At 62.6% G+C, this 25572-nt stretch carries 22 protein-coding genes; 7 read left to right on the top strand and 15 right to left on the bottom strand.

Annotated features, from left to right (window positions below):
• Positions 1–52: 52 nt before the first annotated feature.
• The 9 genes from hflC to BLU76_RS08890 all read right to left on the bottom strand — a co-directional run bounded on the left by hflC (position 53) and on the right by BLU76_RS08890 (position 10109).
• Positions 53–922 (bottom strand): protease modulator HflC, encoded by an 870-nt coding sequence (hflC, locus tag BLU76_RS08930; protein ID WP_063323182.1) that lies wholly within the window; start codon positions 920–922, stop codon positions 53–55.
• The gene (gene hflK, locus BLU76_RS08925; protein ID WP_092222426.1) at positions 922–2091 is read right to left on the bottom strand and encodes an FtsH protease activity modulator HflK; all 1170 of its coding nucleotides are present in this window, start codon (positions 2089–2091) and stop codon (positions 922–924) included. The genes hflC and hflK overlap by 1 nt, the downstream gene beginning before the upstream one ends.
• Before the next feature lie 85 nt (positions 2092–2176).
• Complete coding sequence (hflX, locus tag BLU76_RS08920; RefSeq protein WP_003197227.1) at positions 2177–3478, bottom strand: ribosome rescue GTPase HflX; 1302 nt, start codon at positions 3476–3478, stop codon at positions 2177–2179.
• Positions 3479–3490: 12 nt separating this feature from the next.
• Positions 3491–3751 carry an RNA chaperone Hfq gene (hfq, locus tag BLU76_RS08915; protein ID WP_003186419.1) on the bottom strand — a complete coding sequence of 87 codons (261 nt, stop codon included), beginning with the start codon at positions 3749–3751 and terminating at the stop codon, positions 3491–3493.
• Positions 3752–3842: 91 nt separating this feature from the next.
• A complete protein-coding gene (gene miaA, locus BLU76_RS08910; RefSeq protein WP_063323184.1) occupies positions 3843–4814 on the bottom strand; it encodes a tRNA (adenosine(37)-N6)-dimethylallyltransferase MiaA in 972 nt (323 codons plus the stop codon).
• Positions 4814–6727 carry a DNA mismatch repair endonuclease MutL gene (mutL, locus tag BLU76_RS08905; protein ID WP_092222425.1) on the bottom strand — a complete coding sequence of 638 codons (1914 nt, stop codon included), beginning with the start codon at positions 6725–6727 and terminating at the stop codon, positions 4814–4816. Before mutL ends, miaA begins: the two co-directional genes overlap by 1 nt.
• Positions 6724–8151: an N-acetylmuramoyl-L-alanine amidase gene (locus tag BLU76_RS08900; protein ID WP_092150888.1), complete on the bottom strand. Its 1428-nt coding sequence runs from the start codon at positions 8149–8151 to the stop codon at positions 6724–6726. Before BLU76_RS08900 ends, mutL begins: the two co-directional genes overlap by 4 nt.
• A gap of 3 nt (positions 8152–8154) precedes the next feature.
• Positions 8155–8622, bottom strand: a complete 468-nt coding sequence (tsaE, locus tag BLU76_RS08895; protein WP_003197219.1) for a tRNA (adenosine(37)-N6)-threonylcarbamoyltransferase complex ATPase subunit type 1 TsaE — start codon at positions 8620–8622, stop codon at positions 8155–8157.
• A complete protein-coding gene (locus BLU76_RS08890; protein WP_092222423.1) occupies positions 8610–10109 on the bottom strand; it encodes an NAD(P)H-hydrate dehydratase in 1500 nt (499 codons plus the stop codon). Before BLU76_RS08890 ends, tsaE begins: the two co-directional genes overlap by 13 nt.
• Positions 10110–10172: 63 nt before the next feature.
• Here BLU76_RS08890 and queG point away from each other — a divergent pair, with 63 nt between their 5' ends.
• On the top strand, positions 10173–11252 hold the full coding sequence (queG, locus tag BLU76_RS08885; RefSeq protein WP_092150882.1) for a tRNA epoxyqueuosine(34) reductase QueG: 1080 nt from the start codon (positions 10173–10175) through the stop codon (positions 11250–11252).
• Here the strand turns inward: queG and BLU76_RS08880 are convergent.
• Entirely contained in the window at positions 11234–11845 is a 612-nt protein-coding gene (locus tag BLU76_RS08880; protein ID WP_057448254.1) for a trimeric intracellular cation channel family protein, read from the bottom strand. The genes queG and BLU76_RS08880 overlap by 19 nt on opposite strands.
• Positions 11846–12108: 263 nt before the next feature.
• Positions 12109–12651 (bottom strand): oligoribonuclease, encoded by a 543-nt coding sequence (gene orn, locus BLU76_RS08875; RefSeq protein WP_024780809.1) that lies wholly within the window; start codon positions 12649–12651, stop codon positions 12109–12111.
• 109 nt (positions 12652–12760) lie between these two features.
• Here orn and rsgA point away from each other — a divergent pair, with 109 nt between their 5' ends.
• A complete protein-coding gene (gene rsgA, locus BLU76_RS08870) occupies positions 12761–13792 on the top strand; it encodes a small ribosomal subunit biogenesis GTPase RsgA (protein ID WP_072340125.1) in 1032 nt (343 codons plus the stop codon).
• Positions 13793–14008: 216 nt separating this feature from the next.
• On the opposite strand, the gene motB is transcribed toward rsgA, so the two are convergent.
• Both motB and motA read right to left on the bottom strand, forming a co-directional pair.
• Positions 14009–15046 (bottom strand): flagellar motor protein MotB, encoded by a 1038-nt coding sequence (gene motB, locus BLU76_RS08865; protein WP_092150879.1) that lies wholly within the window; start codon positions 15044–15046, stop codon positions 14009–14011.
• A gap of 3 nt (positions 15047–15049) precedes the next feature.
• A complete protein-coding gene (gene motA, locus BLU76_RS08860) occupies positions 15050–15901 on the bottom strand; it encodes a flagellar motor stator protein MotA (protein ID WP_063323191.1) in 852 nt (283 codons plus the stop codon).
• Between the two features lie 167 nt (positions 15902–16068).
• On the opposite strand from motA, the gene BLU76_RS08855 reads away from it, so the two are divergent.
• The 4 genes from BLU76_RS08855 to BLU76_RS08840 all read left to right on the top strand — a co-directional run bounded on the left by BLU76_RS08855 (position 16069) and on the right by BLU76_RS08840 (position 21295).
• On the top strand, positions 16069–17607 hold the full coding sequence (locus BLU76_RS08855) for an HDOD domain-containing protein (protein ID WP_092222421.1): 1539 nt from the start codon (positions 16069–16071) through the stop codon (positions 17605–17607).
• 42 nt (positions 17608–17649) lie between these two features.
• Positions 17650–18465 (top strand): rhodanese-like domain-containing protein, encoded by an 816-nt coding sequence (locus BLU76_RS08850; RefSeq protein ID WP_092222419.1) that lies wholly within the window; start codon positions 17650–17652, stop codon positions 18463–18465.
• A 19-nt stretch (positions 18466–18484) separates the two neighbouring features.
• Positions 18485–19345 carry an archaetidylserine decarboxylase gene (gene asd / locus BLU76_RS08845; RefSeq protein ID WP_092222417.1) on the top strand — a complete coding sequence of 287 codons (861 nt, stop codon included), beginning with the start codon at positions 18485–18487 and terminating at the stop codon, positions 19343–19345.
• Between the two features lie 192 nt (positions 19346–19537).
• Entirely contained in the window at positions 19538–21295 is a 1758-nt protein-coding gene (locus tag BLU76_RS08840) for a molecular chaperone (protein WP_092222415.1), read from the top strand.
• 169 nt (positions 21296–21464) lie between these two features.
• Here BLU76_RS08840 and serB read toward each other — a convergent pair whose 3' ends face one another.
• Positions 21465–22679 (bottom strand): phosphoserine phosphatase SerB, encoded by a 1215-nt coding sequence (gene serB / locus BLU76_RS08835; protein ID WP_003197189.1) that lies wholly within the window; start codon positions 22677–22679, stop codon positions 21465–21467.
• A 133-nt stretch (positions 22680–22812) separates the two neighbouring features.
• On the opposite strand from serB, the gene BLU76_RS08830 reads away from it, so the two are divergent.
• A complete protein-coding gene (locus tag BLU76_RS08830) occupies positions 22813–24327 on the top strand; it encodes an AhpA/YtjB family protein (protein ID WP_063323196.1) in 1515 nt (504 codons plus the stop codon).
• Positions 24328–24722: 395 nt separating this feature from the next.
• Here the strand turns inward: BLU76_RS08830 and BLU76_RS08825 are convergent, their stop codons facing one another.
• The gene (locus BLU76_RS08825) at positions 24723–25427 is read right to left on the bottom strand and encodes a PqiC family protein (protein WP_063323197.1); all 705 of its coding nucleotides are present in this window, start codon (positions 25425–25427) and stop codon (positions 24723–24725) included.
• Positions 25428–25572: the final 145 nt, after the last annotated feature.

Below are 25572 nucleotides of genomic sequence, written 5' to 3'. Positions count from 1 at the left end.
ACCCCGCCCGACGCTTTAGCCGCCGGGCGGAGTGCCTCAGGTCAACGTCGCATCAAGGCTTGGCCTTTTCCAGATAACGGAAGAAGTCACTGCTTGGGTCCAGGACCATGACGTCGGATTTGTTTGCAAAACTTTCACGGTAAGCGCGCAGGCTACGGTAGAAACCGTAGAACTCCTGATCCTGGCCATAGGCCTTGGAATAGATCGCAGCGGCCTGGGCATCACCATCACCACGGACCTCTTCCGATTCCCGATAGGCTTCGGCCAGCAGTACGCGGCGTTGGCGATCGGCGTCGGCACGGATGCCTTCGGCCAGCTCGTTACCCTTGGCGCGGTGCTCGCGAGCCTCACGCTCACGCTCGGTGCTCATGCGCTCGAACACGCTGCGGTTCACTTCCTTCGGCAGGTCGATGGCCTTGACCCGGACATCGACCACTTCGATACCCAGCTCTTTTTCCGCCATCGTGTTCAGCGAACGCGTGATATCGGCCATGAGCGCATCACGCTCACCGGACACCACTTCATGCAGCGTGCGCTTACCGAACTGGTCACGCAGGCCCGATTCCAGACGGCGGGACAGACGCTCGTCGGCGATCTGCTTCAGGCCCGAGGTCGCGGTGTAGAAGCGCTCGGCATCCTTCACCCGCCACTTGGCATAGGCATCCACCATCACGGCTTTCTTTTCCAACGTCAGGAAGCGTTGCGTCGGCGCATCCAGCGTCATCAGGCGGGCGTCGAACTTGCGCACCTTGTTGACGTACGGCACTTTCACATGCAGCCCTGGCTGGACATCAGCCTGGACCACGCGACCGAATTGCAGCAACACCGCACGCTCGGTCTGAGCCACGATGTAGAAGCAGTTCCAGGCAGCGATCGCCACGACGACACCGACAATAAGGGCGATCAGCGATTTATTGCTCATCAGCGACTCTCCCTGGTACGTGCTTGCTGTTGCTGCAGATCCGCCGCACGGGCGTTGCTTTCATTGCTGGTGGCTGCCGCGCCGGTCGACGGTGCGCTGGTGTTGCGACCGCTCTCGACCATCTTGTCCAGCGGCAAGTACAGCAGATTGCTCTGGCCGTTCTTGTTGCCGGTCACGAGGACCTTGCTGGTGTTGCTGAAGACTTCCTGCATGGTGTCCAGGTACAGACGCTCACGGGTGACTTCTGGAGCCTTGCGATACTCGGCTACCAGCTTGGTGAAGCGATCAGCCTCACCCTTGGCGCGGGAGACCACTTCATCGCGATAACCGTTGGCATCTTCGATGATGCGCTGGGCCTGACCACGAGCTTCCGGCACGACGCCATTGGCATAGGTTTCGGCCTGGTTGCGCGAACGCTGCTCGTCTTCACGGGCACGGATCACGTCGTCGAAGGCTTCCTGGACCTCACGCGGGGCTGCCGCGCTCTGGACGTTGACCTGGGTGACGGTGATACCGGTGCGATAGGTATCGAGGAACCGCTGCAGGCGCTCCTTGATTTCGCTGGCCATCAACTCACGACCTTCGGTCAGCACCTGGTCCATGGCGGTGGAACCCACCACATGGCGCAAGGCACTTTCGGTCGCATGCTGCAGGCTGATTTCCGGCTGGTCGACGTTCAGTACGAAGTCCTGCAGGTTGGTAATCTTGTATTGCACGGTCAGCGGCACTTCGACGATGTTCTCGTCTTCGGTCAGCATCTGGCCCTGCTTGGTGTACGCACGCTCACGCGTGACGTTCTCCATATACTTCTGGTCGATCGGCGGGAAATAGATATTCAGGCCCGGTCCAACCGTCTCGTAGTACTTGCCGAAGCGCAGCACCACGGCCTGCTCCTGCTCGTCCACGACATAGACCGCGCTGTACAGCCAGACAGCCGCCAGCACGACCAGACCGATGCCGAGCAGGCCGAAACCGCCGCCCTTGCCCGGACGACCGCCGCCATCGTCACCGCGTTTTTTACCACCACCGAACAAACCGTTCAGGCTTTCCTGCAGCTTTCGGAAGGCCTCGTCGAGATCCGGCGGCCCCTTGCGGTCGCCGTTGTTACGACGCTTGCCACCCCAAGGATCCTGATTATTCGAGTTGCCACCCGGCTCATTCCAAGCCATAGCGCTCTCCATCTGATAAAGCAAAGACGCACCCACGGCGCGCCGACCAATGCTACAGAATGCCTGACACAGCTTTCTCAGGCTTTTATTGCAAAGTGTGTTGCTCGATGAATTCCATCGGTTGCAGCCCTTCGCGGCTGACCAGCCGATTGAGCTCCGCCCGAGGCAGGCGAACAGCCAGCAGGCAGACGCCTTCGTCGTCGTGTTCTTCTTTTTGCACGGCCCCCAGCTCAAAGAACTGGGCTCGCAGCCGGGCGAAACGTTGCGGCAACTTCAGGGTGCCAACAAACAGATCGTTGCCCAACAGCTCGGCCACTGCCTGTTTGAGCAGGTCCAGGCCGGTGCCATCACGGGCCGACAGCCAGACCCGTTGCGGCTTGCCGTCGGCATCGCGCTGGATCTGCGGCTCCACGCCTTCGAGCAAATCGAGTTTGTTGTATACCTCCAGGATCGGCAAGTCCTGAGCCCCGATCTCGCCCAGCACCACCATCACCTGCTCGATCTGCAGCATCCGGTCCGGTTCGGCGGCATCGATCACATGCAGCAGCAGGTCGGAGTTGCTCGACTCTTCGAGCGTAGCCCGGAAAGCCTCGACCAGTTTATGCGGCAGGTGACGGATGAAGCCCACGGTGTCGGCCAGCACGATCGGCCCGAGGTCGTCCAGGTCGAGCCGACGCAGGGTCGGGTCGAGCGTGGCGAACAACTGGTCAGCAGCATAGACGTCGGATTGGGTGACGTTATTGAACAGGGTCGATTTGCCGGCGTTGGTATAACCCACCAGTGAAACCGTCGGGATGTCCGCGCGCTTGCGGCCGCGCCGCGACTGCTCGCGCTGGCTGCGGACCTTTTCCAGGCGCCCCTTGATCTGGCGCAAGCGAACCCGAAGCAGTCGCCGGTCGGTTTCCAACTGGGTTTCACCCGGGCCGCGCAGGCCGATACCGCCCTTCTGCCGCTCAAGGTGAGTCCAGCCGCGAACCAGCCGCGTACTCATGTGCTCAAGCTGGGCCAGTTCGACCTGGAGCTTGCCTTCATGGGTGCGGGCGCGCTGGGCGAAAATATCGAGAATCAGCCCCGTTCGGTCGATCACGCGACACTCGAAGACACGTTCGAGGTTACGTTCCTGACTGGGTGTGAGGATGTGATTGAAAATCACCAGATCGACCTGTTCGGCCTTGACCAGGTCGCGCAACTCCTCGACCTTGCCACTACCGATCAGGAACTTTGCGGTTGGCCGATGACGCGGCACGTTGAAAAACGCGACGGTCTCGGCGCCGGCCGAAAGTGCCAATTCCTGAAACTCCTGCGGATCTTCGCGCGCCTCAGGGTCCTGTCCATCCAAGTGAACGAGAATGGCCCGTTCACCACCACCGTGGCGCTCAAAGAACAAAGGAGGCTCCTATCAGGCGTTACCCGGTTCAGCGTCACCGCCTTCGGATTCGGTTGCGCTAGGCAGACGAATTGGACGAACTGGCACGACTGTCGAGATCGCGTGTTTGTAGACCATTTGGCTGACGGTGTTTTTCAGAAGGATGACGAACTGGTCGAAAGACTCGATCGTGCCTTGCAGTTTGATCCCGTTGACCAGATAGATGGACACCCCAACTTTCTCTTTACGTAAAGTGTTCAAGTAAGGGTCTTGTAGCGAATGCCCTTTTGACATGTGCCGCACTCCTTTAAGGATCAATAATAAAAATCGGAATCAGATGGCTTGGGCCGTCACACCCCCAAGGATAGACGGCAATTGCAAGGACTCAGCTCAATATGGAGATGGTCCCGAGGTATTTCAAGGCGCGTGGCAGATTGTCGCAATCGAGACTGTCGAGCCAATGCAAGTCAGTCCAGCTGCGCAGCCAGGTGAACTGGCGTTTCGCCAATTGGCGCGTGGCAATGATCCCACGCTCCTGCATCTCGGCTGACGTCAGCTTGCCGTCCAGGTAATCCCAGACTTGTCGATAACCTACAGCACGTATAGACGGCAACCCGGCATGCAGGTCACTTCGCTCACGCAGGGCTACGACCTCGTCTATGAACCCCTGTTCCAACATTAATGTGAATCTTTGTTCAATTCGCCGATGCAGCACTTGCCGGTTCGCCGGAGCGATGGCCAGATTCGCGACAGTATAGGGCAATTGTTGCAGTCCCGAAGCGGCTGCTTCAGTACTTTGCGCAGATTGTCGCTGGCGCAGGGCCGTCATGCTCTGGCCGCTGACCCGATAAACCTCCAGGGCCCGACTGAGGCGCTGCGGGTCATTGGGGTGAATACGCGCCGCCGATTCCGGGTCGATGACCGCCAATTGCTCGTGCAGGGCTTGCCAGCCAAGGCGCGCGGCCTCTTCTTCAATCTGCGCGCGCACTTCGGGATCGGCTGCCGGCATGTCCGCCAACCCATCGACCAAGGCCTTGTAATACAGCATTGTGCCACCCACCAGCAGCGGAATCTTGCCCCGCGAGGTAATCTCGGCCATGGCCTGGAGCGCGTCACGACGGAAATCAGCCGCCGAATAAGCCTCGGCCGGGTCGAGGATGTCGATCAGGCGATGGGGAAACTCGGCCAGCAGTTCCTTCGACGGCTTGGCGGTGCCGATGTCCATGCCCCGGTAGACCAGGGCCGAATCGACACTGATCAACTCGCAGGGCAGGACCTTGGTCAACTCGATGGCCAGGTCGGTCTTGCCGGCGGCGGTCGGCCCCATCAGGAAAATCGCGGGTGGCAACTGGCTCATCAACGACCGCGCAGGAACAGTTTGTCCAGGTCGTCCAGGCCCAATTGGGTCCAGGTCGGCCGGCCATGGTTGCATTGACCGCTGCGCTCGGTGTTTTCCATGTCCCGCAGCAGGCCGTTCATTTCCGGCAGGGCCAGGCGCCGGTTGGCGCGGATCGCGCCGTGGCAGGCCATGGTACCGAGCAGTTCGTTCAGGTGCGCCTGGATGCGGTCGCTGGTGCCATATTCCATCAAGTCAGCCAGTACGTCGCTGACCAGGCGATTGGCCTCGGCCTGCTTCAACAACGCCGGGATCTGACGGATCGCCAGGGTTTCGGGCCCCAGACGCTGCAATTCGAAGCCCAGGCGCTGGAACCAGGCCACATGTTCTTCGGCGCAATCGGCTTCGCGCTGGCTGACGGCCAGGGACTCGGGCACCAACAGTGGCTGGCCGCTCAGGCCTTCGCTGGCCATGGCGATTTTCAGCCGCTCGTACATGATCCGCTCATGGGCGGCGTGCATGTCCACCAGGACCAGGCCCTGGGCATTTTCCGAGAGGATATAAATGCCTTTGAGTTGCGCCAGGGCATAGCCCAGCGGCGGGATATCGCCTTGGCCGTCGGGCATCGCCGCCGCTCCAGCTTCCGGCAAGGGTTTGAAGAACTCGCGATAGGCCGCCTGGGCCTCGGCTGCCGGCACGCTGGATTGCGGACGCGGAGTGTATTGGTATTGATAGCCGCTGCCGGTACCGCTCCCGGCCGTGTTGTAGCTCGGCTGAGGCTGGGGCTGCTCCAGCAGTGCGTTGGCCGCCAGGCGCATTTCGCCCTGAGGCCCGAATTCGCCAGCTTCCAACCCCGTTGGCCGGACCATGCCGCCCACCGCCGCCGGAGCCGCCAGTTGATCTTCCGGGCGCACATCGCCCAACGCACGGTGCAAGGTGCCGTAGAGGAAATCGTGGACCATGCGCCCGTCACGGAAACGTACTTCGTGCTTGGTCGGGTGTACGTTGACGTCGACCACGGCCGGATCGACTTCGAAAAACAGCACGAAGGTCGGATGCCGGCCATTGAACAGCACATCGCGATACGCCTGGCGCACCGCGTGGGCCACCAATTTGTCGCGCACCGCCCGGCCGTTCACGTAGAAGTACTGCAAGTCCGCCTGACTGCGGGAAAAGGTTGGCAAGCCGACCCACCCCCACAGGCGCAAGCCATTGCGCTCCACCTCGATGGGCAATGCCTGCTCCAGGAAACCTGCGCCGCACACCGCGCCGACACGTCGGGCGCGTGCCGCATCATCGTGGGCCTCGTGCAGGCTGAGGATGGTCTTGCCGTTGTGGCGCAAATGGAACGCCACATCAAAGCGCGCCAAGGCCAGACGCTTGATGACTTCTTGCAGATGATCGAATTCAGTCTTCTCGGCCTTGAGGAACTTGCGCCGGGCCGGGGTGTTGAAGAACAAGTCGCGCACTTCCACCGAAGTGCCCACCGGATGGGCCGCGGGCTGCACGCGGGAGGCCATGTCCCGCCCCTCGGTCTCGACCTGCCAGGCCTGCTCGGCATCGCGGGTGCGGGAGGTAAGGGTCAGGCGCGACACCGAACTGATGGATGCCAGCGCCTCGCCCCGAAACCCCAGGCTCATGACCCGCTCAAGATCCTCCAGGTCGCGGATCTTGCTGGTGGCATGACGCGCCAGGGCCAGCGGCAGGTCGTCAGAGGAAATCCCGCCACCGTCATCGCGCACCCGCAGCAGCTTGACGCCGCCCTGTTCGACATCCACATCGATGCGCCTGGCCCCGGAGTCGAGGCTGTTTTCCAGCAACTCCTTGATGACCGACGCCGGACGCTCGACCACTTCGCCAGCAGCGATCTGGTTCGCCAGCCGGGGGCTGAGCAGTTCGATGCGGGCAGGGTTACCGATCACTTCGTCACTCATCGCTGGACCGCCACTTCGTTGCCGGGAATGGTCAGGGTCTGACCAATCTTGAGCTCGTCGCTTTTGAGATTGTTGGCACTGCGCAAGGTGGCGGGCGACACCTGATAGCGCACGGCGATCATCGCCAGGGTTTCGCCGGGGCTGACCCGATGGTCCCGCGGGCCTTGGGCAATCTTGCCCGAGTCGCGCAACCAGGCGATGTAGGTGCCTGGCGGTGGGTTTTGCTGGAAGAACTGCCGCACGCCGCTGCTGATGGAACGGGCCAGCGCCTGCTGGTGGTTGGCGGACGACAGCTTGGAGGCTTCGTTGGCGTTGGAGATAAACCCGGTCTCCACCAGGATCGACGGGATGTCCGGCGACTTGAGCACCATGAATCCAGCCTGCTCGACGCGCTGCTTGTGCAGCGGCGTGACCCGACCGATGTTGCTCAGGACTTTCTGGCCGACGTTCAGGCTGGAGGTCAGCGAGGCGGTCATCGACAAATCGAGCAACACACCGGCGAGCATCCGGTCCTTGTCGTCGAGGCTGACGTTGCCGGCACCGCCGATCAGGTCGGAACGGTTTTCGCTGTCGGCCAGCCAACGGGCAGTCTCGGACGTGGCACCGCGGTCGGACAGGGCAAACACCGAGGCCCCGAACGCTGCCGCCGAAGGCGCGGCGTCGGCGTGGATGGAGACGAACAGGTCGGCACCTTTCTTGCGGGCGATCTCGGTACGCCCACGCAAGGGAATGAAGTAGTCGCCGGTACGGGTCAGTTCGGCGCGGAAGCCTTTCATGCCGTTGACCTGGCGTTGCAATTCGCGGGCGATGGACAGCACCACGTCTTTTTCCCGCTGCCCGCGCGAGCCTGAGGCGCCTGGGTCTTCGCCGCCGTGACCGGCGTCGATCACCACGATGATGTCGCGCTTGCCAGCCGGGGCCGGTGGCAGCTTGAGCGCAGGTTCGGTCGGGGTCACTGGCACCGCTGGCACCGTGGCAACATTGGTCGGCGGCGGCGGTGGCGCCGCATCGGCCGGGTTGTCGAACAGGTCCACCACCAGCCGGTTGCCGTATTGGGCATTCGGGGCCAGGGTGAAGCTTTTCGGGGTCACGGCTTTTTTCAGGTCGATGACCACCCGCAGGTCGGTCGGCGTACGCTGGGCCGAACGCATCGCGGTAATCGGCGTGTTGGCGGTCGCCACGTTCAATGGCGCGCCCAGGGACGCGCCGTTGATGTCAATCACCAGGCGATCCGGGGCGGTCAGGGTGAATACGCTGTGCTGCACCGGGCCCGTCAGGTCGAACACCAGCCGTGTGTTGTCCGGCGCCCGCCAGAGGCGAACGCTGTTGACCTTTGTCTCGGCCACAGCATCGACGGCCAGTGCCGTAAGCAACAGTCCTACGACAGCAACCACCGCGCGAAAGCGCATACCAAACCCCATCATCAATTAGTTTTCCAATGCCAAAGCGGCACACCACGACTCGCCACGCGAGCCTTGCGGCGTCAGTTTCAGCGAACGCCCGCCGTTCTGCGCGCCAATGGTAATGGTCAGGTCGGGCTTTGGCAAAAAGCCTGCACCCTTCTGGGGCCATTCGATCAGGCACAAGGCGTCATCTTCGAAATAATCGCGAATACCGAGGAATTCCAGCTCCTCCGGATCCACCAGTCGATACAGGTCGAAATGGAAGGCGCGAATGTCGCCGATCTCGTAGGGCTCGACCAGGGTGAACGTAGGGCTCTTGACGGAGCCGACGTGCCCGAGACCGCGAATGATGCCACGGGACAGGGTGGTTTTCCCCGCGCCGAGGTCGCCTTCGAGAAAAATCAGGCCGTGACCGGCGGTGATCTGCGCGATGCGGGCACCAAATTGTGTCATGGCTTGTTCGTCCGCCACGTACAGGGTTACTTCAGACACGGTGAATGTTCCTCCAACAACTGACGAATGGCCGGAATCAGATCGGTGGCTGCCACCCCCCGACCCGAACGACCGGCCTGGGCACCGGCATTGGCATGCAGCCAGACCGCCAGGCACGCGGCCTCGAACCCCTCCATGCCCTGGGCCAGCAAGGCGCCGACCACGCCGGCCAGCACATCCCCCAGGCCTGCTGTGGCCATGGCCGGATGGCCCTGGCTGCAAACCGCCAGGCGACCGTCCGGGCTGGCAATCAGGCTGCCAGCGCCCTTGAGGATCACCGTGGCGGTGTATTTCTGGCTCAATGCATGGGCTGCCGCTGGACGGTCGGCCTGCACCTGGGCCGTGGATAACGCCAACAATCGGGCCGCCTCGCCTGGGTGCGGGGTGATGACGCACTGTTCAGGCAGGCGGACATCGCCGCTGCAGAGCAGGTTCAGCGCATCGGCATCCCATACTTGCGGCAGCGGCGCATTGGCCGCCGCCGACAACAGGCTGCGCCCCCATGCGGCCTGGCCCAAGCCCGGCCCGACCACCAGCACGCTGGCCTGCTGGAGCAAGCCCATCAATTGGTTCGCCGAATGGGTGCCTTGCACCATCACTTCCGGCAAACGCGTCAGCGCGGCGGATACGTGCTCGCTGCGGGTCGCCATCGAAACCATCCCCGCACCGCAGCGCAGGACGCTTTCGGCGCTCATCTGGATGGCGCCGCCAAAGCCCCGGTCGCCACCGATCAACAGCACGTGACCGAACTTGCCTTTGTGGGACGTGGCGGCACGAGGTGTCAGACGTGGCAGATTATGGGGTGAGAGCAATCGGGCACTGGCCGGTGCCGCGTCAACAATATCTGGATCGGCGTGCAGGTCGTTGAACACCAGTTCGCCGACCCGGTCCGCCGCTTCGCCGGTAAACAGGCCCAGCTTCAAGCCAATAAAGGTCACGGTGAGATCGGCCACCACCGCCGTGCCCAGCACCCGGCCGGTATCGGCGCACAAGCCCGAGGGGATATCCACCGCCGCGACCGGCAGACCGCTGACGTTGATCGTATCGATAGCCCGCACATAAGGCTCGCGCACCTCGCCACTCAAGCCCGTGCCGAGCAGCGCATCCAGCAACACGCCGCGCAACTCTGCCTCATCCGACCACGGCTCCATCGGCACGCCCACCGCCACCGCTTCGGCGTGGGCATTGGCGGCGTCGCCCTGCAAGCGCCGGGGCTCGCCCACCGTCAGCACCCGCACCGACCAGCCAGCGCGCCGGGCCAGGGTCGCGACCAGATAGCCATCGCCGGCGTTGTTGCCATGCCCGGCCAGCACCGTCAGCTCGTGGGCATCAGGCCAGCGCCGGACAATCGCTCGCCAGGTGGCGCGGGCGGCGCGTTGCATCAATTCGAAACCGGCGGTGCCGGCCGCGATCAGTTGTGCGTCGAGGGCCCGGACCTGCGCGGCGCTGTACAGCGCGTCGGGAAAATCATCTTTAGTGTGCGGCATGCGTCTTCGGGCTCCGATGTCTGGCAGAATTATACGCATCTCAGCTCTGGTTTCTCTCGCCTCATGCCTGCCATTCCCACAGACCTCCCCGCCCTCGCCCAATCCATCAAGGAGTGGGGCCGCGAGCTGGGCTTCCAGCAGGTCGGCATCAGCGGCCTGGACCTTGCCGAGCATGAGCAACACCTGCAACGCTGGCTCGATGCCGGGTACCACGGCGAAATGGACTACATGGGCGCCCACGGCAGCAAACGCTCGCACCCCGAGGAACTGGTGCCGGGTACGCTACGGGTGGTTTCCCTGCGCATGGACTACCTGCCGGGCGACACGCACATGGCGCAGATGCTCGGCCAACCGGAGAAAGCCTACGTCTCGCGTTATGCATTGGGCCGCGATTACCACAAATTGATCCGTAAACGTGTGCAGCAACTGGCAGAAAAAATTCAGGCGGTGATCGGCCCCTTCGGTTATCGCGCCTTCGTCGACAGTGCTCCAGTCCTGGAAAAAGCCATCGCCGAACAGGCCGGCCTGGGCTGGATCGGTAAAAACACCTTGGTGTTGAACCGCAAGGCCGGAAGCTATTTCTTCCTGAGCGAGCTGTTTGTCGACCTGCCGCTGCCGGTGGACCCGCCCCATGCCAGCGAACATTGCGGGAAATGCACCGCGTGCCTGGACATCTGCCCTACGAATGCCTTCGTCGGGCCCTACGTGCTCGATGCCCGCCGCTGCATTTCCTACCTGACCATCGAGCTGAAAAGCGCCATCCCCGAGGAACTGCGGCCGTTGATCGGCAACCGGGTGTTCGGCTGCGATGACTGCCAGATCGTCTGTCCCTGGAACCGCTTCGCCCGGCCGTCCGGGGAAAGCGACTTCAAGCCGCGGCACAACCTGGACAATGCCGGGCTGGCCGAGTTGTTCATGTGGGACGAGGCAACGTTCCTGAGCAGCACCGAAGGCTCGCCGCTGCGCCGCGCCGGGTACGAGCGCTGGCTGCGCAACCTGGCAGTGGGCCTGGGTAATGCGCCGTCAACGATTCCCGTGCTGCAAGCGCTGCAGGCGCGGCGCGACTACCCGTCGGAGCTGGTGCGCGAGCATGTGGAGTGGGCGTTGCGGCAACATGCCGAGCGTCAAACCTCGTCGTTGTAGACGAACTTCGGCATTTCCCAGTGAAAACGAATCGCCAGGAGCCGCAGCAGGAAACCACCGAACAAGGTAATGAGGATCGCCTGTTCACTCGGCAGTTGCAGGAAGACGCACAGCAGATAGCACCATGCCGCGGCAAATGAAACGCTGGCGTAGAGCTCGCGACGGAAGATCAGCGGAATATCGTTGCAGAAAATGTCCCGCAAAATACCGCCGAACACCCCAGTGATCACTCCGCTGACCGACGCCACCAGCATGCCATGCCCCATTTCCAGGGCCGTCATGCAGCCGATCAGGGTGAACGCCACCAGCCCCGCGGCGTCGAGCACCAGGAACAATGAACGCAGGTGGCGCATCCAGCGCGCCAGGAACACCGTCAGCATCGCCGCCGCGGTGGTCAGCACCAGGTATTCCGGGTGTTTGACCCAGGTGAGCGGGTAATGACCGAGCAGCACGTCACGCACCGAACCGCCACCCAGCGCCGTGACACAGGCGATCAGCACCACGCCGAACCAGTCCATGCCGCGGCGCCCGGCAGACAAGGCGCCGGTCATGGCTTCGGCGGTGATGGCGATCAGATAAAGCATCAGCAACATGGTGGCGGTCCTTGCAGGAAGGCGCGCAGTCTAGCCATTTCGGGCAGGCACCAAAAGAGGGCAAGGCAACGACTTCCACCTAAACATGCCGCCTCTGGTCCAAACCGATCCCTGTGGCGAGGGAGCTTGCTCCCGCTCGGCTGCGCAGCAGTCGCAAACCGGACAATGCGGTCTACCTGAAGGACGGTTGGGGCCTGCTGCGCAGGCCAGCGGGAGCAAGCTCCCTCGCCACAAAAGCAATCTCGCCGGTCGCCGGGTGCCGGTTAGAACTTGATGAAATGCTTGCGGTAATGCTGCAACTCGGCGATGGACTCGCGGATGTCGTCCAGGGCCAAGTGGCTGCCGCCCTTCTGGAAGCTGTCACGCACTTCTGGAGCCCAACGGGCGGCCAGTTCCTTGAGGGTGGAGACGTCCAGGTTGCGGTAGTGGAAATAGCTTTCCAGGGATTTCATGTGGGTATAAAGGAAGCGACGGTCCTGGCAGATGCTGTTGCCGCAGATCGGCGACTTGCCCTTGGGCACCCACTGCTCCAGGAAGGCGATGGTCTGGGCTTCGGCCTCAGCCATGCTGATCTTGCTCTCGCGTACCCGCTGGGTCAGGCCCGAGCCGCCGTGCTGGCGGGTGTTCCATTCATCCATGCCGGCCAGGATCTCGTCGCTGTGGTGGATCGCGATCACCGGGCCTTCGGCCAGGGTGTTGAGGTCGCTGTCGGTGACGATGGTGGCCATTTCGATGATGACGTCGGTGTCCGGGTTCAGACCGGTCATTTCCAGGTCGATCCAGATCAGGTTCTGCGGGTTTTGCATAGGGAAGCTCCTCGGCGTAGCCACGCAGTTTAGCTTAGGCCGGCCCTTGGGCGTGCTAAACTCGCCGCCGTTTTACCCTATTCGCTGCATTTCTTCATACGGAACACCCATGGCCAAACGCCAACTCAATCGTCGTCAGAACTGGCGCATCGAAAAGATCCAGGGCGAGCGCGCCGCCCGCGCCGCCAAACGCGAGTCCAGTGCTGTCGAAGCCTTGGAAGGTGGCGACCTGGGCCCGGAACAGACCGGCCTGGTGATCGCCCACTTCGGTGTGCAGGTCGAGGTCGAGGCCCGGGAAGGCGAGCTGGCCGGCCAAGTGTTCCGTTGTCACTTGCGCGCCAACCTGCCGGCCCTGGTCACGGGCGACCAAGTCGTCTGGCGTGCCGGCAACCAGGGCATCGGTGTGATCGTGGCGCAATTGCCACGCCACACCGAGCTGTGCCGTCCGGACAGCCGTGGTCAGCTCAAGCCGGTAGCGGCCAACGTCGACATGATCGTCATTGTATTCGCGCCCTTGCCCGAGCCCCACGCCAACCTGATCGACCGTTATCTGGTGGCCGCCGAACACGCCGGCATCCGCCCGTTGTTGCTGCTCAACAAATTCGACCTGATCGACGAGCACAACGCCCCGGCGCTGAACGCCCTGCTGTCGGTCTATCGGGATTTGGGTTATCCGGTGCTGGAAGTCTCGGCCCATCACGGCAACGGCATGGAGCAATTGCAACAACAACTGGACGGGCGCATCAGTGTGTTCGTCGGCCAGTCTGGCGTGGGCAAGTCATCGCTGGTCAACAGCCTGCTGCCAGACGTCGAGACTCGCGTCGGGCCGCTGTCCGAGCTGTCCGGCCAGGGCACCCACACCACCACCACCGCGCGGTTGTTCCACTTCCCCGGCGGCGGTGAATTGATCGACTCGCCGGGCATACGTGAATTCGGCCTGGGCCACGTCAGCCGGGCCGATGTCGAGGCCGGGTTCATCGAATTCAATGACCTGATCGGCACCTGCCGCTTCCGCGACTGCAAGCACGACCGCGAACCTGGTTGCGCGCTGCTCAAGGCGCTGGAAGAAGGTCGCGTGCATCAGCAACGGATGAATAGCTACCGCTCGATCATCGCCAGCTTGCCGGATAGCAGTTACTGACCCGGAATGTGAGCCGGACACCATTGTGGCGAGGGAGCTTGCTCCCGCTGGGCTGCGAAGCAGCCCCAAAACCCGCCAAATGCGGAGCATCAGACACACCATTTACGACTGCTTCGCAGCCGAGCGGGAGCAAGCTCCCTCGCCACAAAGGCAAGCACGCCTCAGGTGAACAGCGCCTCATAAAAAAGCCGACAATGATGTCGGCTTTTTTATGGATCACTGCGCCGGCGGCTCGGCCGGTTTCGGCGCAGCGTCGTCGAACAGGTTCAGACGCTCGCGCAGCTCATGGGCCGGCACGGGTTGCTGGTCCGCCGGCAAGGCGTTCGGATCAGCCGCCGCGCCAGGCGTCGTCGGTGCTTCACCCGGTGCGCCCTGCCCCTGGGCCGGATCCAGCGGCGGATCGTCGGTTTGCGAACCTTCGATGGCTTGCTGGGCCTTCTTGGTCAACACCACGATATCGATACGTCGGTTGACCGGGTTGAACGGGTCCTTGCGATCGAACAACGCCGAGGACGCATAACCGACCACCCGCGCCACCTGCTCGTCCGGATAACTGCCGGCCACCAAGGCGCGACGGGCCGCGTTGGCGCGGTTGGCGGAAAGCTCCCAGTTACCGAAGTCTCCTTTGCCAACGTAGGGCTTGGCATCGGTATGACCGCTGATGCTGATTTTGTTCGGCACCGCTTTGATGGTGTCGGCCATGGCCAGCAAGATGTCTTCGAAATAAGGCTTCAGGCGCGCGCTGCCGGAATCGAACATCGGCCGGTTCTCGGCGTCCATGATCTGGATGCGCAAGCCGTTCGGCGTGATTTCGAACAGGATCTGGTCCTTGAATTTCTGCAGTTGCGGGTTCTCTTCGACCTTGTTCTGCAACTCTTGCAGCAACAACTCCAGGCGTTCGCGCTCGATCTGCTCGGCCATCCCTTCGACCTGCTCGGAGTCCACCGTCACCTTGTCAGGCTGGGGCTGGGACTTGACCTCGGGGTTGAGTGTGTTTTCCGGGGCCAGGGTCGGTGAACCGCCCAGGTCGATGATGTAGGGCGTGCCGCTTTCGGAAAAGCCGACCGGGTCCTTGAAGTAACCGGCGATGGCGATCTTCTGTTCCGGGGTCGCCGTGGACAGCAACCACAGCACCAGAAAGAACGCCATCATCGCCGTTGCGAAGTCGGCGAAGGCAATTTTCCAAGCACCGCCATGGTGCCCGCCGGCGATGCGCTTGACGCGCTTGACGATGATCGGCTGGTTATTTTCCATGATTTAGCGACCGCGAACCGCTTGTTCCAGCTCGGCGAAGCTTGGACGGTGCGCCGGGTACAGGACCTTGCGACCGAACTCCACCGCCAACGATGGCGGCATGCCCGAGGCCGAAGCCACCAGGGACGCCTTGATGGCTTCATAGACGTTTAGCTCTTCCTTGGCATCATGGGCCAGGGAATGGGCCAGCGGACCGAAGAAACCGTACGCGGCCAAAATACCGAAGAAGGTACCCACCAGTGCCGCACCCACGTGCAGGCCGATGGATTTCTGGTCGCCATCGCCCAGGGACGCCATGGTCACCACAATCCCCAATACCGCCGCGACGATACCGAAGCCAGGCATACCGTCGGCGATGCCGTTGACCGCGTGGGAGGGGTGCTCCAGGTCTTCCTTGAGGCTGTACAGCTCCATGTCGAACAGGCCTTCGAGCTCATGGGGCGCCATGTTGCCGGACGACATGATGCGCAGGTAATCGCAGATGAACGCCGTCATGCGGGCGTCCTTGAGCACAGCCGGGTACTTGGCGAAAATCGGGCTGGCGGCGGCGTCTTCGATGTCGCCTTCGATCGCCATCATGCCTTCGCGGCGGCTCTTGTTGAGGATCTCGTAGATCAGCCCCAGCACCTCGAGATAGAAGGTGTGGCTAAAGCGCGAACTGAACATGCCCAGGGATTTCTTGAGCACGTGCATCGTCATATAGCCAGGGTTGGCCTGCAGAAATGCACCGAGGGCGGCGCCACCGATGATCAACACCTCGAAGGGTTGGACCAGGGCCGCAATCTTGCCATGGGAGAGCACGTATCCGCCGAGTACGCTCGCGAACACGACAATGATGCCGATAATTTTAGCCATAGATAGAAAGTACTTATTTAAGTCGGGTTCAAGGTCATATTCGGAAGCTGAAAAATCTCTTCTTCTACTTATCGGCAAAACTGCGCCAGACTATAGTCAGTTCCGGCGAAAAGCCAATTTTGCCCCGTTCCGGGCGTAGATACCCTTTGCGATGATCACGTCCAACCATGGCTAACGAAACGAAGGTTCCAACTCCACGACCGACCACCCTCGAAGGCTGGGTCAAGCTGCTCGATGGCGTGCACCTGCCGGTGCCCCAGGCCAGCCATGACCTGGTCTGCAAGGCCATTGCCGACAGTCGCCGCTCGTTACGTGACATCGCCGAATTGATGCAGGACAGCCCCGCCCTGGCCCTGAGCGTCATCCGCGAGGCCAACTATCACACCCATGGCAGCCTTGCGGAACCTGCGGAAAATCTCGAAGTGGCCATCAACCGCCTCGGCCTCAAGCGTACCGAAGAACTGCTCGCTCGCTTGCCGTCGTTGCCAAGGCACGAAATCCCCATCGCCTTGCGCCAGCTGCAATTGATCAGCCAACACGCCACGCAACAGGCCAATGGCTTTTTTGCCAGCCGCCTGGCGCGGCTGTGGCAGGACATTCACTGGGGCAGCCTGCTGTTTCTCTCGCCGCTCTGGCCATTGGCCTTGACTCACCCGCGATTGCTGGGGGAGTGGGAATTGCGGGTCGTCCACAAACGCGAGCCCGCGCGCAAGGTAGAGCGTGAATTGTTCGGCGTCAGCCTGCTGAAAATCTGCCTGGCGCTGGTGGAGGCCTGGCGCTTGCCGATCTGGGTGATACAAGGTTATCGCCTGCTGCTCAATGAACGCCGCGAGCTGGTGCAGGTTCTGCGCATCGCCCGGGACAGCGAGCACCCGCTGCGCCAGCAGAATCGCCTGGACGACGACCCAACCCTGCGGCGCTGGCTCAATCAACCGGCCAATACCGTGTTGCTGGCCAACGGCCTGGCACTTTCAGCGCAACAGGCCTGGGACGGCCCCCACAGTGCCCGCTGGCAATACCTCACCAGTTTGTACCTGCAGATGCCGATGGATGAGGTCCAGCAACAGCTGCACCAACAAGCCGTCACCAGCGCCCGTCATGACGCCATGCCAGACCTCTGGCATCCGGCCGTGGCGTTGCTCTGGCCCTGGGGCAGCCGTCGCATCCACCCCGGTTTGCTAGCGCCCCCACCACCCAGCGCCGAGGACCTGAGCCAGTGGCGCAAGCAATGCTCCGCGCTGCTGGTGGAACCGAGCCCCTTCAGCAATGCCATGCACCTGACCACCTCGGCACGGGACGTGTTGGTGGCCTGTGGCATGCGCCGGGTGATGATCCTGATGGCCGACCGCAACCAGACCAGTGTGCGCGTACACCAGACCGCCGGCCTGCCCAAAGAAGCCGCGGCCATGAGCTTTACCATCAGCCAGAGCAAAATAGTGCAACGATTGCTGGCTCAGCAGGCCCAGGTTCGCCTGAACCCGGACAACAACGCGCAGTTTTCGGCGCTGCTGCCACCGGGCCTGCGCAGCCTGTTCCGCGGGGAGCACCTGCTGCTGCGCTCGCTGACCTGCAATGGCCGGGTGATCATGCTGGTGGTGGTGGACCAGGGCGGCGGGCCGTTCTCGGACGTGACCGTACAAGCCTTCGGCAAAACCGTGCAATGCATCGAAAGGGCCCTGCATACCTTTACCAACCGCGGCCGCTGAACTTGCTACAATCTTTTCCCTTTGCGCCCCTGGAGACCTCACATGCCTGACTTCTCTGGCTTGCCGTTGGTGATCGAGCCGAACGAGCTGCTGCCGCGCCTCGACGCCCGCGAACTGATTCTGGTGGACCTGACCAGCGCCGCCCGCTACAGCACCGGCCATATCCCTGGCGCACGCTTCGTCGACCCCAAGCGTACCCAGCTGGGTCAACCGCCGGCGCCAGGCCTGCTGCCGGCCAAAGCCGACCTCGAAGCCCTGTTCGGCGAACTCGGGCATCACCCGGATGCGGTCTACGTGGTCTATGACGATGAAGGCGGCGGCTGGGCCGGGCGGTTTATCTGGTTGCTGGACGTGATCGATCACTCCAACTATCACTACCTCGACGGCGGCTTGCTGTCGTGGCTGGACGAAGGCCTGCCGGTGTCCGTCGAAGTGCCTGCGCCCGTCGCAGGCCCGGTCAGCCTGACACTGCACGAAGCGCCCACCGCCACCCGTGAGTACCTGCAAAGCCGTCTCGGTGCTGCCGACCTGGCGATCTGGGACGCTCGCGGCCCGCTGGAGTATTCGGGCGAAAAAGTCGTCGCAGCCCGAGGCGGGCACATTCCCGGCGCGGTCAATTTCGAATGGACAGCCGGCATGGACCAAGCGCGCAACCTGCGCATTCGCAAGGACATGCCGCAAATTCTCGAACAATTGGGCATCACGCCCGACAAGGAAATCATCACCCACTGCCAGACTCACCACCGCTCCGGCTTCACCTACCTGGTGGCCAAGGCGCTCGGTTATCCACGGGTCAAAGGCTATGCCGGTTCCTGGGGCGAATGGGGCAACCACCCCGACACACCCATCGAGCTTTGAAGGTTCTTAAGGACAATTAATGAAAAACCGTTTGTTCATCCTCACTCAGTACCTGCTGCCCCACCACCTGTTGTCGCGGCTGGCCGGCTGCATTGCCGAATGCCGCGTGCGCTGGTTCAAGAACGCCTTCACCGCTTGGTTTGCCAAGCGCTACCAAGTGGACATGTCCCAGGCACTGGTGGAAGACCTGACTGCCTACGAGCACTTCAACGCCTTCTTCACCCGCGCCCTGAAAGACGGTGCACGCCCGCTGGACGACACCCCGGGTGCGATCCTCAGCCCCGCCGACGGTGCCGTCAGCCAGCTCGGCCCGATCGAGCACGGCCGGGTCTTCCAGGCCAAGGGCCACAGCTTCAGCGTGCTGGAACTGCTGGGCGGTGATGCGGCCAACGCGGCGCCGTTCATGGGCGGCGATTTCGCCACCATCTACCTGTCCCCCAAGGACTACCACCGCGTGCACATGCCACTGGCCGGCACCCTGCGGGAGATGGTCTACATCCCTGGGCGGATTTTCTCGGTCAACCAGACCACCGCCGAAAACGTTCCGGAGCTGTTCGCCCGCAACGAGCGCGTGGCGTGCATTTTCGACACCGAACGTGGGCCGATGGCCGTGGTGCTGGTGGGCGCGATGATCGTGGCGTCCATCGAAACCGTCTGGGCCGGGCTGGTGACGCCGCCCAAGCGCCAGCTGAAAACCTTCCGTTATGACGAAGCCGCCCGCGCGCCGATTCATCTGGAAAAAGGCGCCGAACTGGGCCGCTTCAAGCTGGGTTCGACGGCCATCGTGCTGTTCGGGCCGGACCAGGTGAAATGGGCCGAAGGCCTGGTGGCCGGATCGCCAGTGCAGATGGGCCAGGGCCTGGCGCTGCCCAAAGGCTGAGTAAGGACCACATGTGGGAGCGAGCTTGCTCGCGATAGCGATATAACAGTCACCTCAATGGCGACTGTCCTGGCCTCATCGCGAGCAAGCTCGCTCCCACAGGGCATCCAGCATAGATAGCACACCTCCTTCGGCTACAACTGCTAGAGTTGGAAACATCACGTTTATTTCCCGCCGGAGCCCGTACACGGCATGAATGAGACCAGCCCTCTCCAGCTATTGCGCGTCCTGACCCCGACACAATCACGTCTGTCGTTCTGCGATGCTACGCCACGGGACCTCAAGCGCTGGATCGCCAACCTGCCCAAGGCCAACATCGGCGAAACAGCCCGCCTTTTGTACCAAGCCCTTGGCGAACTCAACCAACTGCTCACGCCCAGCGACAATCGCCTGCAACTGCTCGAGCTGCTGCGGCCCGAGGTGTATTACGTCTGCAAGCACCTGGAGCGGCACTTCCTGCAACAGGCCATCGTGCTGGATGAGCGCTCGCGCAAGATCGTCAACCTGTGCCAGGCACTGCAAACCCAGCTGGCGATGGGCTACAAACAGATCGTGGCGCGTATCGCGTCGAAATACACCAAGGACCGAGCCCGCCTGCTGAGCACCGCGCTACAACGGGCGATGCATGCCCTCAATGGTCCGCTGCTGCGTGCCAGTCAGCTATACAGCCCCGTGCCTGAAGGGCTGTGGCTCGATTTGCATCAGTTGCATCGGATCGCCTGCCTGCACCAGTTGCAGCACCTGAGCGTGAGTGACGAACTGGCCAGTCAGGTTCATCAACTGCCCCCCGAACAGACCTATGTCGTTGCCCTGTTGCTGGGAGCGTCACGCAGCAATCAGTTGCGCCAGAGCCAGATCGGGCGGCTGACCGAAGTGCTCGAAGCCTGGAGCCAGTGGGTCAAGCTGGATCCCGCCAGCAGCACTGCCAGCCTGTTCGCGGTCGCTCCGCAACTGGATGTCGGGCCACGCTACCGCTCCAAGTTCCGAGCCGAACAACAGCCCACCTTGCAGGGCTTCGACCCACAGCCCCTGGTGCGCGCAATCGCCACGCACCTGGAAGAACCTGCCGAGCAAAGCCTGCCGGTACCGGGCGGCATGAGCGTCGATACCTTGCATCACCTGCAAGCCGCCTGGGGCGAAGCAGCGGAACGCAGTTTCCAGCGCACCGAGGGCAATGGCACGCTGACACTGTGCGTGGGCATGAGTGCGCTGCACTATTACCTCGGCGGCGAGCGCTCTTTCAACGAAATACTGAATAGCCCCACCACCCGCAAGGCCCGCTTCGAAGCCTCATCAAGCAAGACAAACGACACCTGGGGCCAGGCCTTCGACGCCGCCCCCGCCGGCGACAGCGACCTGCTGCCCTATGAAGAAATCGAGTACCCGGTCAACCCGAGCGATGATGACGGCAGCCACTCCGACAACCAGCATCACTTCCCCACCTACGACCTGCCGATCATCAACCACAGCCCCGGCGGCTACTGCCTCGGCTGGCCCAAGGAAGTACCGGAACAGCTGCAAGCGGGAGAAATGATCGGCATTCGGGACAGCAGCGACCAAGCCTGGAGCGTTGCCGTGGTGCGTTGGATCCGACAAGTGCGCAACGGCGCCATGCAAATGGGCATCGAACTGGTCGCCCCCCATGCCCAACCTTGCGGGCTGCAACTGGTCCGGGAAAACGAGCACGGTCACTACCTGCGCGGGCTGTTGCTGCCAGAGATCAGTGCCATTGACCTGCCCCCGACCATGATCGCCCCCCGCCTGCCTTTCCAGGAGGGCCAGCGGGTGTTGATCAATACCAACGGCCAGGAACGCCGCGCCGGCTTGGACCGCCGGGTGACCAGCACCCACAGTTTCAACCAGTTTTCCTATCACTCGGAAGACTCAACCGAAACCGGGGATAGCGGCGACCAGGAAGGGAATTTTGATTCGTTGTGGAAATCGCTCTAGGCCGAACACACCCCCTCTGTGGCGAGGGAGCTTGCTCCCGCTGGGGCGCGAAGCGGCCCTAAAACCTGACACCCAGGTGTGTCAGGTTGACCGCATCGGGCCTGCTGCGCAGGCCAGCGGGAGCAAGCTCCCTCGCCACAGGGGTATTCACTCCCCAAAGGGGTATGGCTCAGAGCTGCCCATCCCGATCCCTGAAGCCCAACAGGTACAACACCCCATCCAGCCCCAGGGTGGAAATCGCCTGCCTGGCCGACTGCTTGACCAGCGGCTTGGCGCGGAACGCCACGCCCAAGCCCGCTATCGCCAGCATCGGCAAGTCGTTGGCACCGTCACCCACAGCGATGGTCTGCTCCAGGCGCAGGCCTTCTTTTTCAGCCAGTTCACGCAGCAGGTCCGCCTTGCGCTGGGCATCGACGATCGGCTCGACGGCCACGCCGGTCACTTTGCCATCCACCACTTCCAGTTCGTTGGCGAACACGTAGTCGATGCCGAGCTTGGCCTGCAACTGCTTGGCGAAGTAGGTGAAGCCGCCGGACAGGATGGCGGTCTTGTAGCCCAGGCGCTTGAGTTCGGCGAACAGCGTCTCTGCGCCTTCGGTCAGGCGCAAGGAAGCGCCAATGGAATCCAGCACGCTGACGTCCAGGCCCTTGAGCAGCGCCAGGCGCTCCTTGAAGCTGGCGCGAAAATCCAATTCGCCAGCCATGGCCCGCTCGGTAATGGCTGAGACCTTGTCGCCCACGCCGGCCGCCTTGGCCAGTTCGTCGATGACTTCGGCCTCGATCAGCGTCGAGTCCATGTCGAACACCGCCAGGCGGCGGTTGCGGCGGAACAGCGAATCTTCCTGGAAGGCGATGTCGACGTTCAGTTCCTGGGCCACGCTGAGGAACTCGGCACGCAACGCCTGGGGGTCGGCTGGCTCGCCGCGCACGGAAAACTCGATGCAGCCCTTGCCCTTGTCGTCCGGGGTATCCAGCGGCATGCGCCCGGACAGTCGGTCGATGTGATCGATGTTCAGGTCATATTTGGCGGTGATGGAACTGACGCGCTGCAATTGCTCGGCGGTGACCTTGCGGGTCAACAGGGTAACGATGTGGCGTTTCTTGCCCTGGCCGGCCACCCAATGCCGGTAATCGTCCTCGGACACCGGGGTGAAGCGCACCTGCTGGTCGAGCTTGTAGGCGGTGAACAGGATGTCCTTGAGCACCGACTTGCCTTGTTCGGCGTCCGGGATTTCAACCAGGATGCCGAACGACAGTGTGTCGTGGATCACCGCCTGACCGATGTCGAGAATGTTCACACCACCCTGGGCCAGAACGCCGGTAATGGCCGCAGTCAGACCCGGACGGTCGCTACCAGTGATGTTTATCAGGACGATTTCGCGCAAGGCGCACCCCCGCAGGTGGAAAAAAACCGCATTCTACCCACATTCAGTGACCATCGGGCACCGCCAGTGCTTTGCCGGTCATGGGGCTGTCGCTATACTGCGCGTCAATTTCACGGACAAAGAGCCGAGCTCAGTGAACCGGCCCACGCCAGTCAAAACCGACAACTTCTTCCTGCTGATCTTCCGTGCACTGCGCCACCGTCGTGTGCCGATTGCATTGCGCATTGCCAGCCATAACGTGATCCTGGTCGCCCTGGCCCTGGTCATCTATGCCTGCGTGATGGGTTTGCAATTCAAGCAGGCGATGCACGAGCAGGCCGACGCCCTGGGTGAAAGCCTGACCACCCAGACCGCCACGTCCGCCACCGAGCTGCTGGTGTCCAACGACATCCTCAGCCTCAACGTGCTGCTCAACAACCTGACCAAGAACAAGCTGGTGGCCCACGCCGCCATCTACAGCGTGGACAACCGCATCCTCGCCGAGGCCGGCCAGCGTCCCAAGCCCGGCCTGCTGGGCGAGTCCGGCGGCATGTACCAGAGCAAGATCACCTTCCAGGACGTGACCGCCGGGCAACTACGCATCAGCCTGGACATGGACCAGTTCCAGCAGCCGATGACCATCAGCCTGCAAAGCATGGGCATCCTCAGCGCGATCCTGCTGGCGCTGGCTTTGGCCCTGAGCCTGCGCCTGGGCCGGCACATCTCCACGCCGCTGTTGCAATTGCGCGTCTGGCTGCGGGACATCGACGAACACACGCCGGCCACCCAGCGCCAGGACGAAATCGGCGACCTGGCCCGGCAACTGCACGCCAGCTTCGCGCCGGAGCCTGAGCCCGTGCCGGAACCTGAAGACATCGACTACATGGACGACGAGGCCGAGCCGGGCTTCGAAGTGCGTAACCTGCGCGACCCGGGTTTCGACGAAAGCCCGCCGATGCCGACCTCCAAACCGGCGCCACGCCACGTGGTACGCACGGTAGAGGACGAGGAAGACGACGACGCCTTCGCCGAGCTGCGTGACGAGTCGGTCGATGGGGCGCCCCGGTCGGTCGTCAAGCCTGTGGCTTCGAACCTGCCCCAACACAGTGCCGTACTGGCCGTGCAACTGGGCGCCCAGGACCAACTGCGCCGCCTGCCCCAGGCACGCCTGAAGGAATTGCTCGAGCGCTACCGCGACTGCCTCGACCAGGCCGCATCGCTCTATCAGGGCGAACTGCACACCCTGAACGATGGCAGCACGCTGATGCTGTTTCACACCGAAGACAGCGGTGACGACTACCTGACCAACGCCATTTGCTGCGGTGAGTTGCTGCGCGCCTTGGGCCACCAGTTGCAGATCGAAGTCGCCGACAGCGGCATCACCCTGCAACTGCAATTGGGCCTGACCCTGGGCGATGGCTTGTTTGGCCTGAGCCAGATCGACCTGCTGCTGACCGAAACCGCCCAGGACGCCCTGGCACTGTCGCAACACAGCCGCAACCTGCTGCTGGTGGAGCGCAAGATCAACGACGACGCCCTGATCCGCCAGCGCGCCCGTATCCGCCCCATCGCCAGCCCCGAAGGCGCGTGCTGCGTGGAACGCTTGATGGAGCCTTATCCATCGATGCTGGAGCGGCAGTTGGCGCGGATGCATGAACGCCAGGCCTGACGCTCAGGACGTGAAATGACGAAGCCCGCAGATGAGTGATGGTCTGCGGGCTTTTTTGTTGCCTTCAGCGTCGCCATCGCGAGCAAGCTCCCACAGTGGATCTCTGCAAAACCTGTGGCGAGGGAGCTTGCTCCCGCTGGGCCGCGAAGCGGCCCCAAAACTATTCCAAACCACTGAACGCGAGCCTGAAGAAAGTGGCTGTCTGCGGGCTTGTCTGTTGCCTTCAGCGCCGCCATCGCGAGCAGGCTCGCTCCCACAGGGAGATGTCTGCAAGCCTCAGACCCAGTGTGTGCGAGCTTGCTCGCGATAGGGCCGGCCCAGGCCCCAGGGATCCAACCGGCAGAAACGACAAAGCCCGCAACAATGCGGGCTTTGTCGTATATCCGGTCCAACCGTCAGAACCTGAACACTTCCATGTCCGTACGAATCGGCAAGGCCATGGGGATCTTGTCCTTGTCCTTTTCTACCGGCTTGGCCGGGGCAGGAGCGGCCTTGCGTGGGACTTCTGCAATAGGTGGCTGGTTGGCCAGGGGCTTGAGCGACACGGACAGCTGTTCGGCCAGGCGTTGCAGGAGCACGCCCTGGGCCTGGACCTGTGCCGCGGTGCTGCCGGCATGTTGCTCTTGCAGATGAACGATGCGGTTTTCACGCACCTTGCCACGACGGTCGATCAATCGCCATTGGGCATCGAGCACAGCCGGCTGGGCTTTACCCGAGTCCAGGCGGGTAATCGACAGCAGCACCTGTACATCCGGGGTGAAACCTTGGGTCGCGGGTGCCAGCACCACACGCTGGCTGTCCAGATGCCCGGCGACCTGGCGCAGCAGCAACTGATCGATGTCAGAAGACAGGCTGCCAGCCCAACGACCGTCAGTGGCGGCCTGCAGGCTGCCGTCCGGTTGGCGTTGCAATAAGGTTTCACGTTGCAGGTAGTCGGCGATCAGGACCGGCCCCAGCAATACTGCCATGCCTGTGCTTTGCGCAGGCTGGGCCGGGGTTCCGCTGTCCAGTTGGTACAGCGACACCGGCTGGTTCATGCTGCAGCCCGCCAGGCCAAGCAGGCCGGCGAGCCACAAAATAGGGAGGCGCAGAGCAGTCATCGTTCCGTCCAGGTGGCAGCCACAAGGCTTACCACAATGAAAAAATACTCGGTCATTATGAAGAACGCTCGGCCACGCCGGCGCTTGAAAGGGCCTATCATCCGTGAATATGCGCGCCGACTCCAGCGCGAAAGTATCGATCTGC

Origin of the sequence: Pseudomonas sp. NFACC08-1 (assembly GCF_900106735.1) — a bacterium.
Classification (GTDB): domain Bacteria; phylum Pseudomonadota; class Gammaproteobacteria; order Pseudomonadales; family Pseudomonadaceae; genus Aquipseudomonas; species Aquipseudomonas fluorescens_Q.
This window is presented reverse-complemented; position numbering and strand designations above follow the sequence as displayed.

Excerpts from the sequence above, each read along its gene's own strand:
- hflC (WP_063323182.1), bottom strand. The coding sequence starts at position 922 with ATGAGCAATAAATCGCTGATCGCCCTTATTGTCGGTGTCGTCGTGGCG.
- hflK (WP_092222426.1), bottom strand. The coding sequence starts at position 2,091 with ATGGCTTGGAATGAGCCGGGTGGCAACTCGAATAATCAGGATCCTTGG.
- hfq (WP_003186419.1), bottom strand. The coding sequence starts at position 3,751 with ATGTCAAAAGGGCATTCGCTACAAGACCCTTACTTGAACACTTTACGT.
- miaA (WP_063323184.1), bottom strand. The coding sequence starts at position 4,814 with ATGAGCCAGTTGCCACCCGCGATTTTCCTGATGGGGCCGACCGCCGCC.
- mutL (WP_092222425.1), bottom strand. The coding sequence starts at position 6,727 with ATGAGTGACGAAGTGATCGGTAACCCTGCCCGCATCGAACTGCTCAGC.
- BLU76_RS08900 (WP_092150888.1), bottom strand. The coding sequence starts at position 8,151 with ATGATGGGGTTTGGTATGCGCTTTCGCGCGGTGGTTGCTGTCGTAGGA.
- BLU76_RS08890 (WP_092222423.1), bottom strand. The coding sequence starts at position 10,109 with ATGCCGCACACTAAAGATGATTTTCCCGACGCGCTGTACAGCGCCGCG.
- queG (WP_092150882.1), top strand. The coding sequence starts at position 10,173 with ATGCCTGCCATTCCCACAGACCTCCCCGCCCTCGCCCAATCCATCAAG.
- BLU76_RS08880 (WP_057448254.1), bottom strand. The coding sequence starts at position 11,845 with ATGTTGCTGATGCTTTATCTGATCGCCATCACCGCCGAAGCCATGACC.
- orn (WP_024780809.1), bottom strand. The coding sequence starts at position 12,651 with ATGCAAAACCCGCAGAACCTGATCTGGATCGACCTGGAAATGACCGGT.
- rsgA (WP_072340125.1), top strand. The coding sequence starts at position 12,761 with ATGGCCAAACGCCAACTCAATCGTCGTCAGAACTGGCGCATCGAAAAG.
- motB (WP_092150879.1), bottom strand. The coding sequence starts at position 15,046 with ATGGAAAATAACCAGCCGATCATCGTCAAGCGCGTCAAGCGCATCGCC.
- motA (WP_063323191.1), bottom strand. The coding sequence starts at position 15,901 with ATGGCTAAAATTATCGGCATCATTGTCGTGTTCGCGAGCGTACTCGGC.
- BLU76_RS08855 (WP_092222421.1), top strand. The coding sequence starts at position 16,069 with ATGGCTAACGAAACGAAGGTTCCAACTCCACGACCGACCACCCTCGAA.
- BLU76_RS08850 (WP_092222419.1), top strand. The coding sequence starts at position 17,650 with ATGCCTGACTTCTCTGGCTTGCCGTTGGTGATCGAGCCGAACGAGCTG.
- asd (WP_092222417.1), top strand. The coding sequence starts at position 18,485 with ATGAAAAACCGTTTGTTCATCCTCACTCAGTACCTGCTGCCCCACCAC.
- BLU76_RS08840 (WP_092222415.1), top strand. The coding sequence starts at position 19,538 with ATGAATGAGACCAGCCCTCTCCAGCTATTGCGCGTCCTGACCCCGACA.
- BLU76_RS08825 (WP_063323197.1), bottom strand. The coding sequence starts at position 25,427 with ATGACTGCTCTGCGCCTCCCTATTTTGTGGCTCGCCGGCCTGCTTGGC.